Origin of the sequence: Microbacterium sp. AK009 (genome assembly GCF_013410955.1) — a bacterium.
Taxonomy (GTDB): Bacteria; Actinomycetota; Actinomycetes; order Actinomycetales; family Microbacteriaceae; genus Microbacterium.
In genome coordinates, this window is sequence record NZ_JACCCG010000002.1 from 387,441 (window position 1) to 402,155 (window position 14,715).

Annotated in this window: 18 protein-coding genes and 1 tRNA gene; 7 read left to right on the top strand and 12 right to left on the bottom strand. The window is 71.1% G+C overall.

The window, feature by feature from the left end; genetic code table 11:
- Positions 1 to 55: 55 nt before the first annotated feature.
- Together glgP and HDC37_RS05805 are read left to right on the top strand one after the other, a co-directional pair.
- Complete coding sequence (gene glgP / locus HDC37_RS05800; protein ID WP_179559442.1) at positions 56 to 2,617, top strand: alpha-glucan family phosphorylase; 2,562 nt, start codon at positions 56 to 58, stop codon at positions 2,615 to 2,617.
- A complete protein-coding gene (locus tag HDC37_RS05805; protein ID WP_179559443.1) occupies positions 2,614 to 3,354 on the top strand; it encodes a glutamine amidotransferase in 741 nt (246 codons plus the stop codon). Before glgP ends, HDC37_RS05805 begins: the two co-directional genes overlap by 4 nt.
- Before the next feature lie 11 nt (positions 3,355 to 3,365).
- Here the strand turns inward: HDC37_RS05805 and HDC37_RS05810 are convergent, their stop codons facing one another.
- The 7 genes from HDC37_RS05810 to HDC37_RS05840 form a co-directional block, all read right to left on the bottom strand.
- Positions 3,366 to 4,073 (bottom strand): NAD(P)H-hydrate epimerase, encoded by a 708-nt coding sequence (locus HDC37_RS05810; RefSeq protein WP_308472109.1) that lies wholly within the window; start codon positions 4,071 to 4,073, stop codon positions 3,366 to 3,368.
- Positions 4,060 to 5,127: a YihY/virulence factor BrkB family protein gene (locus HDC37_RS05815; RefSeq protein WP_179559445.1), complete on the bottom strand. Its 1,068-nt coding sequence runs from the start codon at positions 5,125 to 5,127 to the stop codon at positions 4,060 to 4,062. Before HDC37_RS05815 ends, HDC37_RS05810 begins: the two co-directional genes overlap by 14 nt.
- A gap of 108 nt (positions 5,128 to 5,235) precedes the next feature.
- Positions 5,236 to 5,733 carry an A24 family peptidase gene (locus tag HDC37_RS05820; RefSeq protein WP_308472110.1) on the bottom strand — a complete coding sequence of 166 codons (498 nt, stop codon included), beginning with the start codon at positions 5,731 to 5,733 and terminating at the stop codon, positions 5,236 to 5,238.
- An 84-nt stretch (positions 5,734 to 5,817) separates the two neighbouring features.
- The gene (locus HDC37_RS05825) at positions 5,818 to 6,810 is read right to left on the bottom strand and encodes an aldo/keto reductase (protein WP_179559447.1); all 993 of its coding nucleotides are present in this window, start codon (positions 6,808 to 6,810) and stop codon (positions 5,818 to 5,820) included.
- Between the two features lie 73 nt (positions 6,811 to 6,883).
- Complete coding sequence (locus HDC37_RS05830) at positions 6,884 to 7,807, bottom strand: L,D-transpeptidase (RefSeq protein ID WP_179559448.1); 924 nt, start codon at positions 7,805 to 7,807, stop codon at positions 6,884 to 6,886.
- A gap of 41 nt (positions 7,808 to 7,848) precedes the next feature.
- A complete protein-coding gene (locus tag HDC37_RS05835) occupies positions 7,849 to 8,418 on the bottom strand; it encodes a mismatch-specific DNA-glycosylase (protein WP_179559449.1) in 570 nt (189 codons plus the stop codon).
- 39 nt (positions 8,419 to 8,457) lie between these two features.
- Complete coding sequence (locus HDC37_RS05840) at positions 8,458 to 8,778, bottom strand: YchJ family metal-binding protein (protein WP_308472111.1); 321 nt, start codon at positions 8,776 to 8,778, stop codon at positions 8,458 to 8,460.
- A gap of 141 nt (positions 8,779 to 8,919) precedes the next feature.
- Here HDC37_RS05840 and HDC37_RS05845 point away from each other — a divergent pair, with 141 nt between their 5' ends.
- Positions 8,920 to 9,435: a DUF2231 domain-containing protein gene (locus tag HDC37_RS05845; protein WP_179559596.1), complete on the top strand. Its 516-nt coding sequence runs from the start codon at positions 8,920 to 8,922 to the stop codon at positions 9,433 to 9,435.
- A 13-nt stretch (positions 9,436 to 9,448) separates the two neighbouring features.
- On the opposite strand, the gene HDC37_RS05850 is transcribed toward HDC37_RS05845, so the two are convergent.
- The 3 genes from HDC37_RS05850 to HDC37_RS05860 all read right to left on the bottom strand — a co-directional run bounded on the left by HDC37_RS05850 (position 9,449) and on the right by HDC37_RS05860 (position 10,406).
- The gene (locus HDC37_RS05850) at positions 9,449 to 9,844 is read right to left on the bottom strand and encodes a VOC family protein (RefSeq protein ID WP_257021321.1); all 396 of its coding nucleotides are present in this window, start codon (positions 9,842 to 9,844) and stop codon (positions 9,449 to 9,451) included.
- A 12-nt stretch (positions 9,845 to 9,856) separates the two neighbouring features.
- Positions 9,857 to 10,123: a helix-turn-helix transcriptional regulator gene (locus HDC37_RS05855; RefSeq protein ID WP_179559450.1), complete on the bottom strand. Its 267-nt coding sequence runs from the start codon at positions 10,121 to 10,123 to the stop codon at positions 9,857 to 9,859.
- A 73-nt stretch (positions 10,124 to 10,196) separates the two neighbouring features.
- The gene (locus HDC37_RS05860) at positions 10,197 to 10,406 is read right to left on the bottom strand and encodes a multidrug transporter (RefSeq protein WP_179559451.1); all 210 of its coding nucleotides are present in this window, start codon (positions 10,404 to 10,406) and stop codon (positions 10,197 to 10,199) included.
- Between the two features lie 153 nt (positions 10,407 to 10,559).
- Here HDC37_RS05860 and HDC37_RS05865 point away from each other — a divergent pair, with 153 nt between their 5' ends.
- Positions 10,560 to 11,648, top strand: a complete 1,089-nt coding sequence (locus tag HDC37_RS05865; RefSeq protein WP_179559452.1) for an alkene reductase — start codon at positions 10,560 to 10,562, stop codon at positions 11,646 to 11,648.
- Between the two features lie 238 nt (positions 11,649 to 11,886).
- Here the strand turns inward: HDC37_RS05865 and HDC37_RS05870 are convergent.
- A tRNA-Pro gene (locus HDC37_RS05870) sits at positions 11,887 to 11,960 on the bottom strand.
- Positions 11,961 to 12,057: 97 nt separating this feature from the next.
- Between HDC37_RS05870 and HDC37_RS05875 the strand changes: the two genes are divergently transcribed.
- From HDC37_RS05875 to HDC37_RS05885, 3 genes are read left to right on the top strand one after another with little or no spacing between them, the layout of a single operon-like run.
- Entirely contained in the window at positions 12,058 to 12,756 is a 699-nt protein-coding gene (locus HDC37_RS05875; protein ID WP_179559453.1) for a lysoplasmalogenase, read from the top strand.
- Entirely contained in the window at positions 12,753 to 13,121 is a 369-nt protein-coding gene (locus tag HDC37_RS05880) for an RNA-binding S4 domain-containing protein (protein WP_179559454.1), read from the top strand. Before HDC37_RS05875 ends, HDC37_RS05880 begins: the two co-directional genes overlap by 4 nt.
- Before the next feature lie 40 nt (positions 13,122 to 13,161).
- Complete coding sequence (locus HDC37_RS05885; protein ID WP_179559455.1) at positions 13,162 to 13,749, top strand: GNAT family N-acetyltransferase; 588 nt, start codon at positions 13,162 to 13,164, stop codon at positions 13,747 to 13,749.
- A gap of 12 nt (positions 13,750 to 13,761) precedes the next feature.
- On the opposite strand, the gene HDC37_RS05890 is transcribed toward HDC37_RS05885, so the two are convergent.
- Positions 13,762 to 14,676 carry an NUDIX domain-containing protein gene (locus HDC37_RS05890; RefSeq protein WP_179559456.1) on the bottom strand — a complete coding sequence of 305 codons (915 nt, stop codon included), beginning with the start codon at positions 14,674 to 14,676 and terminating at the stop codon, positions 13,762 to 13,764.
- Positions 14,677 to 14,715 lie beyond the last annotated feature (39 nt).

Genomic DNA, 14,715 nt, shown 5'->3' on the forward strand with positions numbered 1-14,715 from the left:
GGCGATCTGCTCGGTGAGGGGGTTGCGCACATCACGCTCGCCTACACTTCACAGCGTGAAGGCCATCCGCACATTCGCCGTTCGTCCCGTTCTCTCCGAGCAGCTCGCCCCGCTCGACCGCCTCGCCACCAACTGGCGGTGGGCCTGGTCGGACGAGACGAAGGCGCTGTTCGCGTCCATGGACCCCGCGCGGTGGGAGGAGGTCGGGGGCAACCCCGAGCAGCTCCTCGGCGTGCTCGGGCAGGAACGGCTCGACGCCCTGGCGCAGGACACGGATTTCGTCGCCCGCGTCCGCGCCGAGGCCGAGCGCCTCGATGCCTACCTCCGTGACGACCGGTGGTATCAGGCGCTCCAGGGCGACAAGCCGGTCCACATCGCCTACTTCTCCCCCGAGTTCGGCGTCGACGGCACCCTCCCGCAGTATTCGGGGGGGCTCGGCATCCTCGCCGGCGACCACCTCAAGAGCGCGTCGGACCTCGGCGTGCCCCTCACCGGCGTCGGGCTGTTCTACCGCGCGGGATACTTCCGTCAGTCGATCGGCGACGACGGCTGGCAGCGGGAGAGCTACCCGCTCCTCGACCCGTACGGTCTCGGTCTGACCCTGCTCCGTGACGGGGACGGGGCCCCGGTCGAGATCGGACTCGACCTCCCCTCGGGGCGGCGCCTGGCCGCCCGCATCTGGGTGGCCCAGATCGGTCGGGTCCCGCTCCTGCTGCTCGACGCCGACACCCCCACCAACACCGACGACCTCCGCCAGGTGACCGACCGCCTCTACGGCGGGGGCGGCGAGCACCGCCTCCTGCAGGAGCTGCTTCTGGGTGTGGGGGGCGTCCGCGCGGTGCGGGCCTGGTGCGAGCTGACCGGCGCGCCCAGCCCCGAGGTCTACCACACCAACGAGGGCCACGCGGGTTTCCAGGGCTTGGAGCGGATGTCGGAACTCATCGTCGGTGAGGGCCTGAGCTTCGATCAGGCGCTGGCGCAGGTGCGCGCCTCGACCGTCTTCACCACTCACACGCCGGTGCCCGCCGGCATTGACCGCTTCCCCCGCGACCTGGTCGCCTCCTACCTGCAGGGCGCGCTGTTCACCTCGCTTCCTGCCGAGCAGGCTCTCGACCTGGGCCTGGAGTCCTACCCCGGCGGCGATCCCCACGTGTTCAACATGGCCGTTCTCGGCCTTCACCTCGGACAGCACGCCAACGGGGTGTCGCTCCTCCACGGATCGGTGAGCCGTCGGATGTTCGGGTCACTCTGGCCGGGTGTCGACACCGACGAGGTGCCGATCACCTCCATCACCAACGGCGTCCACGCCCCGACCTGGGTCCACCCCGCCCTCACCGGTCTCAGCGAGCGCGTCTTCGGTGACGCGCACACCGATCGCCACGACTGGCGCTCTCGCGAGGTCGTCAGCGACCAGGAGCTGTGGGGTGTGCGCACGCAGATGAAGCAGGAGCTCGTCGCCGAGGCGCGGCGGCGCCTCGGCGCCGCAGCCCGGTCGGCGGGCAATGCCGCCGTGCCCGCATGGATCGACGAGATCCTCGACCCGAACGTCCTGACCATAGGCTTCGCCCGGCGCGTGCCGACGTACAAGCGTCTGACGCTGATGCTCCGCGATCCCGAGCGCCTCACCCGGATCCTCACCGATCCGGAGCGACCGGTCCAGCTGGTGATCGGCGGCAAATCGCACCCGGCTGACGATTCCGGCAAGATCCTGATCCAGCAGCTCGTGCGGTTCAGCCGCGATCCGCGGGTGCGCGGGCGTATCGTGTTCCTCCCCGACTACGACATCACCCTGGCGAAGACCCTCTACCCCGGCTGCGACGTGTGGCTGAACAACCCGCTGCGGCCCCTCGAGGCGTGCGGCACATCGGGCATGAAGGCCGCCTTGAACGGTGTCCTCAACCTCTCGATCCTCGATGGCTGGTGGGACGAGTGGTATGACGGCCGGAACGGCTGGGCCATCCCGACCGCCGACACGGCGGCGACCGACGAGGAGCGCGATGACACCGAGGCGGCCGCGCTCTACGACCTGATCGAGCACCAGCTCGTCCCGCGGTTCTACGAGCGCATCGGCGGAGTGCCGGCCGGCTGGCTCGACATGGTGCGCCACACGATGACCGACCTCGGCAAGAAGGTCACGAGCGACCGGATGGTGCGTGATTACGTCACGAGACTGTACGTGCCCTCGACCATGAACGAACGCGCCCTGCGCGCCGACGATTTCGCGCAGGCCCGCTCGCTCGCCACGTTCGTCGGCCGGGTGCGCAGCGCCTGGGACAGGGTCGCGATCGCGCACGTGGAGGGTTCGGATGCCACCACCCGCGCCTCCACCGGCGAGACCCTCGAGATCGAGGCCGAGGTGCGCCTGGACGGCCTGTCGCCCGACGACGTCGCGGTGGAGCTGGTCTACGGACGCACCGACGAGGACGATGTCATCGGCGCCGACCACTCCGCCGTGCCGCTGGAGGCCCAGGGGCCGGCCGTCGACGGGGTCACCCCCTATCGCGGCTCCCTGCCGCTGCAGATCACGGGGACCTTCGGCTACACGGTGCGGGTCGTGCCGCGGCATCCGTTCCTGGTGTCCCCGGTGGAGCTGGGTCTCGTGACCTACGCCGGATGACCCGGCACAAGCCCTTCGTTCTTCTCGCCACGCGCGCGGAGGACCTCCCCGCCGATGAGGAGTACACCTCGTTCCTGCGGTTCGCCGGGCTCGAGGAGCGGGAGCTCATCCGGATCCGAATGGAGGCAGGGCCTCTTCCGCCCCTCGACCTCGACGCGCTGTCGGGCATCTTCGTCGGGGGCGGTCCCTTCAACGCCTCCGACCCGGCGGAGAAGAAGTCGGCGGTGCAGCGGCGGGTCGAAGCGGAGTTCGCCCGTCTGCTCGACGAGGTCGTCGCGCGCGACTTCCCGTTCCTGGGCGCCTGTTACGGAATCGGGACGCTGGGCAGTCACCAGCGCGCCGTGATCGACCGCACCTACTCCGAGCCGATCAGCGTGGTTCCGGTGACCCTCACGGACGCCGGGGAGGACGACCCGCTGCTCGCGGGTTTCCCGCGGACCTTCGACGCCTTCGTCGGCCACAAGGAAGCGGTGTCGGTCCTTCCCGACTCAGCGGTGCTGCTGGCGTCGTCGCCGACCTGTCCGGTGCAGATGTTCCGGGTCGGCCGCAACGTCTACGCCACGCAGTTCCATCCCGAGCTCGACCTCGACGGCATGCAGACCCGCGTGCACGCCTACGCCGACTACGGCTACTTCGGAGCCGACGAACTCGATCTCACGCTGGCCGCCGTGCGACGGACGCCGGTGATCCACCCGCCGCGTCTGCTGCGGACGTTCGTCGAGCGTCACGCGCGCTGAGCCTGGCCTGCTCAGGCGCGGACGACCTCTGCGATCTCAGCCTCGCCGGCCGGAGCGGCGTGGGTGAGCCCAGGGCCCAGGCCGATGTCGACGAGCGTGATGCGCCCCGACAGCGCGGGCCCGCGCCCCCGGGCAAGACCCGCCTTCACCGCGCCGAAGGTGATGGTCTCGTGGGCGGCGGGCACGAGCTCATCGCCCTCCCCGGTGTCGGGGTCGAGACCGCTCGGCAGGTCGACCGCGAGGATGCGGTGACCCGGAGCCTTCTCCGCGGCGAGGGCGGCTGCCGCGTCGCGGGCGCCGCCGCGCAGCGACCCGCCTCCGCCGAGCCCGATCATGCCGTCCAGGACGATCCCGTAGTCGCCGGGGTCGAGCGCCGACAGGTCGACCCGCCGGGTCCCGGCCGCCACCGCGGCGGCGAGGCCCGCGCCGTGGGCGTCGCCGCCGACGAGCACCACATCCACACGCGCCCCGGCGGCGGCGAGCTCAGCGCCTGCGAAGAGGGCGTCGCCACCGTTGTCGCCCCGCCCGGCGAGGACGAGTGCCCGGGGGACGGTTGCTGCGGCCAGCCGCGCCGCGGCGATCTCCGCCAGCGCGTGCGCAGCCCGGGCCATGAGGGGAACTCCGGAGGCGAGGAGCGGGGCCTCGGCATCGCGGATGTCGGCCGCCCGGTAGGTCGGAACCCGAAGGCGAGATGTCGCAGGGCGGTCAGCGGTCGTCACGCCGCGCCCCGGCATCCGCTGTCGTCTTCACCTGGGCCTGCGCCGCGGCGTCGGTCTTCGACCGCCTCTCCTCCGCCTCGGCGGTCCGGGCTGCCTCCAACTCGTCCGCCGCGGCCTGCACCGACAGCTCGGCGCGCTTGACGCGGCGCTGGAGGAAGGTCGTGGCGCCGAAGCGGGCGCGGACCCGATCGCGCTCCTCCTCGATGCCGGTGATGATGTACGCCGAGGCGATGAGGATCACCTGCGCCGAGAGGTTCAGCCAGAGGAGCAGCGCGATGAGCGAGGCGAAGGTCGCCAGCAGCGGGTTCGATCCCGCGCCCCCGACGAAGAGGCTCGACAGCTGCTGGAGAACGGTGAGCCCGGCGGCGCCGATGAGGGAGCCGCTGAGGAGTGAGCGCGCCGACGGCCTGGTGCCCGACAGCGTGCGGAACGCCACGGCGATGACGGCGGCGTCGAGCAGGAAGACCACGACGATGGTCGTCGCGCGTGTGGCGATCTGCAGCAGCACGTCGTCCTCGGTGAGTCCGAGCCACCCGCCGACGAGGGAGATCCCCGCACTGCCGATGACGGTCGCCACGGCCGAAGCGCCGAGCGCCGCGCCGATCCCGATCGCAAGAAGAAGGTTCCGAAGCAGCACCCACAGCCAGAAGGAGTCGTCGGTGAGCTCGTTCGCAAGCCGTCGGATGGCGGTGCGCAGCGAACCGATGGCGCCGATCGCGGCGCCGACGAGGCCGACGGAGGCGATCACCCCGGCCACGGTGAGCCCGGCAGGTGCCTGGATCACATCGAGGTCGATCAGACCGCCCTCTCCGACGAGGCCGGGGATCGCCGAATCGACGGCGTCGATCAAGGCCTGCCAGGCCACCGGGTTCCCGGCGAGCCACAGCGCGGCCAGGGAGAAGCCGAGCAGCACGGCGGCGAACAGGCTGAACAGCGTGCGATACGTCACGCTGTCCGCGAGCATCGGACCCTGCCGCTCGGTGTAGAGCAGAAGCGCGCGCACGGGCTTGAGCGTGAGAACGCGTGCGATCACACGCTCGATGAGATTCGGCATGGGCGGACTCTCCCCGTCGGCGGTCGATGACTGGTCTCCCCCCGCCAAACTAGGGGGTGCAGCCCCAGACATCCGGCCGTTGAGAATTGCACGGACGCAGGGTAAGGGTCAGGCGACCATGGGTCCGATCCCGGAGCCGGCGATGCTCGCCCCGATCACCATCCATGCGCCGATGAGCATCGCCGGCCCGAAAGCGATACGGGTGCGGCGGCCCGCGCGACCGACGAGGATGAGAAGGACGCCCGCCGCCCCGCCGACGACGAAACCGGCGAGGGCGCCGATCGCGAGGGCCTCCCACCCCAACCATCCGAGGTAGAGCCCGAGGACGCCGGCGAGTTTCACGTCGCCGCCGCCGAGACCGCGGCGGGAGAGGACGCGAAGCAGAAGGTAGAAGCCGAACAGGATCATCATGCCGATCAGGGCGCGCCCGAGAGCCGCCGCCGGCGCACCGAAGAGCACTGCACCGAGGAGGAGCGCTCCGCCCACGCCGTAGCTGGGCAGCACGATCCGGTTCGGCAGGCGGTGATGGCGGACATCGATGATCGCGAGCACGACGCTGATCACGCCCAGGTAGGCGAACGCGGTGATCTCGAGGGCCGTCGACACGCGAGCGAAGCTAACAGAACAGCCGACGCCGACGCGGTCGGACATCGGTCGCTGTGGAGAACTCCCCCGATCGCGGGGCGCCGGTCACCAGAGCGGGTGGATGGCGGCGCGCAAGTGGCGGTCGTACACCTCGTGCACGGCGGCGTCGAAGCCGCCGAGGTCGGCGCCGCCGTCGAGCAGCGCACCGGCCTGGGCATTCGACGTCGCCTGTGCGACGTTCCGCGCACCCGGGATGACGGTGGTGACACCGGGCTGCGAGGCGATCCACGCGAGCGTTGCGGCCGGAAGGCTCACCCCCTCGGGGACGGCGCGCGCCAGCGCGGACGCCGCGGCGAGCCCGGCCTCGTAGTCCACGCCGGAGAAGGTCTCGCCCCTGTCGAAAGCCTCCCCCTGACGGTTGTAGCTTCGGTGGTCGTTCTCGGCGAAGGACGTCTCGGCGGTGTACTTCCCCGACAGCAGACCGGAAGCCAGGGGCACCCGCGCGAAGACGGCGACCTGCGCGGCCGCCGCCGCCGGGAGCACCTCGTCGAGTGGCTTCAGCCGGAACGGGTTGAAGATGATCTGGATGTTGGTCACGTTCGGTCGTGCGATGGCGGCGAGCGCCTGCGCCGTGGTCTCGACGGAGACGCCGTAGGCGGCGAGGCGACCGTCGGACACGAGCGCGTCCAGGGCGTCGTAGACCGCGTCGGATTCGATCACTTCGGTGGGCGGGCAGTGCAGCTGCACCAGGTCGAGGGTCTCGACCCCCAGGTTGGCGCGTGAGCGGTCGTTCCAGGCCCGGAAGGCCTCCGGTGTGTAGTTCTCGGCCCGCTGCTCCATGCGACGCCCCATCTTCGTCGCGACGGTGATCGCATGGTCGGGGTGTGCCGCGAGGAACCGTCCGATGAGCGATTCGCTCCGCCCGTCGCCGTAGACGTCGGCGGTGTCGAAGAGGGTGACGCCCTGGTCGACGGATGCCTGCAGGACGGCGAGCGCGTCGTCCTCCGAGACATCGCCCCAATCTGCGCCGAGCTGCCAGGTGCCGAGGCCGATGGCCGAGACGTCGCGGCCGGTGCGGCCGAGGGAACGATGCTGCATGGGGACGACCTTTCGAAAGGAGCAGAGCAACGGCCAGCGTAACGGCAGGCTGTCGGGGTGGGACGGTCGGGGTTCAGGGGCGGATGAGGACGGGGGTGCCCATCGGCAGCTCGGCGAGCTTTCCGATCGCCGCCGCGTCGAGTCTGATGCACCCGTTGGAAATGGCTCCCGAGCGGGCGTCGTGGTAGTGGAAGGCCGTGATCGCGACATCCGCCCCGCCGAACCCGTCGAGGGTCGGCGACTGCACCGAGAGATAGACCAGCGGATGGCCACGGGTGTAGCCGAAGGAGGGCTCGACGCGGGTCGTCATGATGAAGGAGCGCCCGGTCGGAGTGGGGGTCCCCTCCACACCCCATCCGAAGTCGGTGGCGATGCGTTCGCCGCCGCCGGGACGCACGATGTCGATGGTGCGCGCGGAGAGCGACACCTCGACGCGCGCGTCCACGGCGGCGAAGACGACGTCCTGAGCGCGGAGCCATCCGGTGAGCTGGCCGGGATTCCCTGTCGACGGCGTCGCCTGGCGTCCCGTGAGGAGCACCCGCACCCAGTGCTCCTGGCGCTCGACCACCGGCACGGTGGTGCCCCCGTAGACGTACTCGGCGGGGAGGACCGCGACCGGGTCACCGGTCGGATCGGCGAAGACCGGGGCGCCGGCGCCGACCGCCGTCACGACCTCGCCGGTGGGTGCGCTCGCCGGATCACTGTCGACCGGCAGCTGCGGAAGCACGGCGAAGACGTCGGCCTGCGGAAGTGAGGCGAGGTCGTACGCGGCGGTGTTGGCGGCGAAGCCCGCCGGTGCAGGCGCCGGCGTCGCTTCGGGCGTCGGGGTCGCCGAGGGCGTCACCACCGTGGGGGTGGGGACGGCGGCGGGCTCCGCAGCGGCGTCAGGGCGCAGGAGCCAGGCGCCCGTGAATCCCGCCACGAGGACCACGATGCCGATGGCCAGCGCGCCCCATGCGCGCGGAGATGTGGTTCCGGGGTCCTGGGATACGCGCACTCCCCCATGTTCCGTCGGCGGGGGCGGCGGTGCAACCGCGCTCACCCGATCACTCCGGCGGCGCGGGCGGGATCTGCGTAAGCCCGGGCGAGCGATTCGACGGTGTCGTGGGCGTTGAGACCGCTCGGATTGGGGACCACCCACAACCGGGCGCCGGCGAGGAGCTCGGTCTGCTCGCCGCTGACGGCCCGTGGGCGGTCGAAGCCCTGCCGGTAGGCGGTGAGCCCCACCACGGCGACGACGGGGGGATGCTGCTCCCCGACGAGCACCGTCAGAGCCGAGGCACCCGCGCGGAGCTCCTCGCGGCTCAGCTCGTCGGCGCGCGCGGTGGCGCGCCGCACGAGGTTCGTGATGCCGATGCCGCGCTGCAGGAGCAGGTCGCGGTCGGCAGCCGACATCCCGTCCTCGGTGATCCGCGGCAGGTGCGGCAGGATGCCCGCCGCAACGAGCGCAGGGTAGAACCTGTTGCCGGGGCGAGCGAAGTGCGCTCCCGTCGCAGCTGTCCACAGCCCCGGATTGATCCCGACGAACAGAAGCCGCAGCCGCTCGGGGAGAAGGTCGGGCACCGTCTGATCGCGGAACCGCTCGAGGTCTGACGCGCGCAATGCCATGCGTCAAGTCTGGCTGCCCGCGCCGGCGGACGGCTCGCCTCAGCTGTCGCGGATGTCGCCGTCGACGTAGAACCAGCGGCCGCCTTCTCTGACGAATCGCGAGCGTTCGTGGAGGATGCCGATGCCCTCGCCCGCGCGATAGGTCGCGCGGAACTCGACGATCCCGTCGTTGTCATCCGTCCCACCACCTATGGTGTCGACGATCTGAAGAGCCCTCCAGGCCGGGTTCTCCGCGAGTTCCACCGCCGCCGGGCGCGTCGATGGATGCCAGGTGCGCAACAGCCACTCCGCATCACCGTCGCGGAACGCCTGGAAACGCGACCGCATGAGCTCCTCGGCGGTCTGCGGTTCGTTCGGCACCGAACGAGTCTGACACGGGCTCCGGCTACCGCGCCGGCCGGCATGGGAATGTCAAGCCCCTGGGATGTCCGCTCCCGCGGCGGGTAGACAGGGCACTCGGATCGCCTTGCGATCACTTCGAACGAAAGGTCTTCCGAAATGATGACGACGTCTGCGCGCGACCGCGCGAAAAGGCCGCGGACCGCTCTCGCCGGCCCATACGGGCACCCGTTCCATCCGATTCTCGTGACGATCCCGATCGGTGCGTGGACGGCGAGCCTCGTCTTCGATCTGATCGGGATCTTCGTCGACGATCCCACGCCGTACGTCGTCGGCGCACGCATCCTCATCATCGTCGGGCTCGTCGGTGCGGTCTTGGCCGCGGTGTGGGGATTCCTCGACTACCTGCAACTCGAACGCGAGACTCCGGCGCAGAAGACCGGCCTCGTGCACATGCTCCTCAACCTCGGAGCCATGGCGCTGTTCGCGGTGAACCTCATCGTGCGCTTCCTCGGCGACGACGACGAGGTGAGCGTGCTAGGGCTGATCCTCACCCTGGTCGCTCTCGCGGCGCTGTCGCTGTCCGGGTGGCTCGGCGGCAAACTGGCCTACACGTACGGCGTGCGCGTTGCCGACGAGCAGAAGCAGGCGGAGGGATTCCGCGCGGGCACGCCGTGACGCGACCCCGCGGTCACACCGGGCTCACCAGCTGCACGAGGTTGCCGCACGTGTCATCCAGAACCGCCGTCCGAACCGGTCCGCCCGTCGTGGGCGCTTGCAGGAACGTCACGCCGGCGGCCACCAGTTCTTCGTAGGCAACATCCACATCCTCGACCGCGAACGATGCGGCCGGGATCCCCTGCTCGGCGAGGGCACGCGTGTAGTCCTGCGCCGCCGGGTTCTCGTCGGGCTCGAGGAGCAGTTCGACGCCATCCGGGGCATCGCTGGCCACGACGGTCAGCCAGCGGTAATCCCCGAGCGGGATGTCGTTCTTGACCACGAAGCCGAGCCGGTCGGTGTAGAACCGCCGCGCCTTCTCCTGATCGTCGACGAACACGCTCATCACATGCAGCCGGGCTTTCACCATTTCCGTCTCCTGTCATTCGAGTGGCCAGCGCTCGGCGATCTCGCGGAGCGGCTCGGTGTTCATCCGGTGGATCTTGGTCCTGCCCACGCGGGCCGTCCGCACCAGATCGCTCTCCTCCAGGACCGCGAGGTGCTGCGAGACCGCCTGCCGCGACGACGTTGTGCCGGAAGCCACCAGGCGGGTGCAGATCTCGAACAGCGTCATCTCTGCGCCCCCGGCGAGGAGGTCGAGGATCTGACGGCGGGTCGGATCTGCGATCGCCCGGTAGACGTCGGCCACCCACGTCACAATATGCAAGCTTTTGCTTGCGTGTCAAGATCTGCGGCACGACAGGACTGAGCGCCGATCCCTCTCAGCCCGCGGCCGGGCCGTCCTCGAGTCCGGTGTGGCCGAGGCCCGGGCGGACGGGGGCGTCGGGATCGATGTCGATCCGCCGGATGCCGTCGTGCTCGGAAACGCGGATGCGCGGTGCGGCATCCTCTTCGGTCGCCTCCGGCGCACGGGTCAGCTGGTCGTGCCGGTCCTTCGCGCGCTGGGCCTGATCGTCGATCGAGTCGTCCATGGACCCACGGTAGGAGGGGGACGTGACGGATGCCGCGGGCTTGACAGCGGACTCGATACCGGCGCCGCCCGGGAATAGCCACGGCACGGAGCTCGTTGACGAGGCCCGGAGCGGTGCTCGCCGGGAGCACCGCCTGCGAAAGGACGATCCCCCGTGACTCTCTTCTCCCCGACCACCGTCGGTTCGTTCACCGTGCGGAACCGCCTCGCGCTCGCTCCGATGACGCGCCTGAGGGCCGACGAGACCGGCGTGCCCGGTGATTTGATCGCCGAGTACTACGCCCAGCGTGCCGGCATCGGTCTGCTGGTGACCGAGGGAGTGTTCCCCAGCGCCGAGTCCAAGGCCTACCCGGGGCAGCCTGGCATCGCCACCGCGACCCAGACCCGGGGCTGGGCTCGGGTCGCATCGGCCGTGCACGCCGCCGGCGGAACCGTCTTCATGCAGCTGATGCACGGCGGACGGGTCTCGCACCCCGGGATCACCGGAACCCCGCGCATCGTCGCGCCGTCGGCGATCGCCATCAAGGGGCAGACGCGCCTCGCCGACGGGTCGAAGGCGGACTTCCCGGTGCCGCACGCCCTCGACACCGCCGAACTCGGAACCGTGCGCGACGAGTTCGTCGCGTCCGCGCGGAATGCCGTGGATGCCGGCTTCGACGGCGTCGAATTGCACGCCGCGAACGGGTACCTCCTCCATGAGTTCCTCTCCCCCGCGTCCAACCGGCGCGAAGACGAATACGGCGGCTCGCCTGAGGCACGCGCACGCTTCGTCGTCGAGGTCGCGCAGGCCGTCGTGGCTGAAGTGGGTGGGGAGCGCGTCGGCATCCGGATCTCGCCCGCGCACAACATCCAGGATGTCTGGGAGCGTGACGCCGGAGAGACCCGCGCCACCTACCTCGCTCTGGTCGAGGGCCTGGCACCCCTGGGGATGGCGTACCTCAGCATCCTCCACGAGAACCCCGCCGACGATCTCCCCCAGGAGCTTCGTCGGGTGTTCGGCGGCACCTTCATCGCCAACACCGGTTTCGGACGCGTCACCACTCGCGACGAGGCCATCCGCACCGTCGGGGAGGACGTCGCCGACCTCGTGGCCGTCGGGCGCCCGGCGATCGCGAACCCCGACCTCGTGAAGCGCTGGGAACAGGGCGCCGCGGAGAACCCCGTCGACCAGGCCACCGTCTACGGTCCCGACGAGCGCGGCTACACCGACTACCCGACCCTGGCGGCCGATCGCGCGGCATGACCGCGCCGGGCGGCCCGCGTCGCCGACCGGTCGCCAGACCACATCAGACACCACGCCGAGGCACGCGAAAGGGCCGGCCCTTCGGCCGACCCTTTCGCATTCCGGTCGGGATGCGCCCCACCGCCCCTCCCCGCGGCGCTCCGCACCGCGCAGAGCCTCCGGCGGCGGGGACCCCGCCAGACACCACGCCGAGGAACGCGAAAGGGCCGGCCCTTCGGCCGACCCTTTCGCATTCCGGTCGGGATGACAGGATTTGAACCTGCGACCCCTTGACCCCCAGTCAAGTGCGCTACCAAGCTGCGCCACATCCCGATGCCCCCGCCGAAACGCGGACAACTCCCCCATCCTACCGGCTCGTCGGAGCGCTCGCGAACGCGCGGGAGCGCGGTGCGCCCGGTACTCTCCCTCCATGGCCTCGACGCGGACTCCCCCGCCCACGGCGCTCGGCCACACCCTGCTCCCGTTCACTCCGTACGGTCTGGTCGCCGCCGTCCACGTCATCTCGCTGGCGGCAGGCGCGTCCGGCGTCGCCGCGCCGACCAAACTCCTGCTCATGCCGCTTCTGGCGGTCGGCGTCGTCTGGGCCCTCCGCGGCGCGATCGCGCGCACCCCCGGCATCCTGCTCCTCATCGCGCTCGGCCTGTCGTGGCTCGGAGATGGCGCAGGCACGTTCTTCCCCTTCGCCCCGACCGTCCCGATGATGCTGCTCTGCTTCGGCCTGGCGCACGTGGCCTACATCGTGCTGTTCTGGCGCTTCCTCGCGCGTGACCCGGTGCCCCCGTGGGCCCTCGTGTATGCCGTCTGGTGGGGTGCGCTCCTCGCCGCGCTGTGGCCGCACCTCGGAGCGCTCCTGCTTCCCGTGGCGGTCTACGGCCTGGTTCTCGGGGGCACCGCGGTCGCCGCGTCCCGCGCAGGGGCGACGATCGCCGTGGGTGGGGCGTTCTTCCTCACGTCCGACTCGATCCTCGCCTTCGACCTGTTCTGGCCCGACGCGCCGACGGCCCTGACCGGCCCGCTGGTGATGCTCACGTACACCCTCGGACAGGGGCTCATCGCGCTCGGCGTGGTGCGGGCGCTCTCCTCCGCCGCCCGAGGAGGCCCAAGATGACCGAGGGCACCACCCGCGTGGATGCGTGGCTCTGGGCGATCCGCATCTACAAGACCCGTTCCGCTGCGACGACGGCCTGCCGAGCGGGGCACGTCCGCGTCAACGGAGAACGGGCCAAGGCAGCGGTGCAGGTGCGGCCCGGCGACGAGCTGCGCGTTCGCATCCAGGGGTTCGACCGGATCCTGGTGGTGCGCCAGACGATCTCCAAGCGCGTCGGAGCCGCGGTCGCCGCATCCGCCTTCGAAGATCGCACACCGCCCCCGCCCCCGCGGGAGCTCGCCGGCTCCGTCCCGGTGCGCGACCGCGGCGCCGGGAGACCGACGAAGCGCGAACGACGCGACCTCGACCGACTGCGCGGCCGCTGACCCCGATGCGGATGTCGACGGCTGCCGCTAGCGTCACCCCATGAGCGTCGAGATCCTGCCTGCCACCTCCGACCGCCACGACGACGCCGTGCACGCCATCGCGCACGGCGACGGGCCGAGCTGCCTGTGCCAGTGGTGGATGGTCCGCCCCTCCGACTTCGCCGCGTTGACGAAGGAGGACAAGGAGCGGATGCTGCGCGACGACCTGTCGGCCCCGGTGGCGCCGGGCCTCATCGCCTACCGCGATGGCGAGGCAGCCGGCTGGGTCAGAGTCGGTCCCCGCCCCGCCCAGACGCGGATCGCGCGCACCCGGGCGATCATCGCCCACTCCCGCGAGCCCCTCGAAGACTCGTCGGTCTGGGCCGTCACCTGCTTCGCGATCCGGCGCGAGCATCGCGGCGAGGGTCTCATGCGAGATCTCCTCGGCGCCGCCGTCGCACACGCCCGGGCACAGGGCGCGCGGGTCATCGAGGGCTATCCCCTCGACCCGAAGGTGAAGAGGCGCGGCGCGAACGATCTCTATCACGGCACCGTCTCGGTCTTCGAGGGCGCCGGGTTCGCGGTGGTCGCCCGCCCCCGGCCCGACAGCGCGATCGTCGCGCTCACCGTCTCCGACGCGACCGGCTGACCCGCCGTTCCGCTACGAGCTCACCTCGCCCGGCAGGCTGTCGAGCAGCCATCGGGCGCCGCGGCTCACCGCACCGACGGCGCCCACGCGTGCCGCGAGCTCCCGATCGCTCGTGATCACGGTCACCGCTTCGCCGCGGGCCGCGGCGGCCGCCGCCGCCTCGACGATCTCATCGTCCCCCGCCTGAGAGGCGCGGACGACCTCGAGCCCCTCCGGCATCGGTGCGCGCCGGGCCTCGCCTTCCACGACGGCGATGATGCGGGGAAACCACAGCTCGCCCCAGAGCCCGAGCGCTTCTGCGTCGACGCCCGCGTCGACGAGATGCCGCAGGCGGCGGAGCATCCGGTCCGCCGCCCCCGCGCGATCGCGCCACCAGCCGTCGGGAACCGCACCGACGACGTTGGCCACATCGACGATCAGGGTAGGTCGTGTCCGCAGGTTCTCCTGCAACGATGGCCAGGCCGCACCAAACCCGGGGTGCAGCGGATAGTCCTCGACCTCGTCCAGCCCGACCCATGCCAGCTCCAAGCTCTCCGGGTCGGCGATCACCGGCTCGAAGGGCACCACCACCTCGGCGACGACGGTCGTGTAGGTCCAGATCCCCACGTCGAACACGCTCACGAAGCGTGGACGGACCGCGCCCGCCGGCACGCCGGCTTCCTCTCGCGCCTCGCGCAATGCGGCGTCGGTGGCACCCTCGCCCTGGTGCCGCGCCCCGCCCGGCAGCCCCCATGTGCCGCCGAAGTGACTCCATCCGACACGGTGCTGCAGGAGCACGCCGCGCGTCGGGTCGACCGCGAGCAGCCCGGCCGCACCGAAACGGCCCCAGTACCGCTCCCCGGTCTCCGCGACGACCCACGCGTCACCCGGATCGCGCGGCCCGCTCGGACGACGGGGCTCGCCCGGAGCCGGGGGTTGGATGCTCACCCACTCAGCCTGTCACAGCCCCGCGGTCCCGGGCCTTCG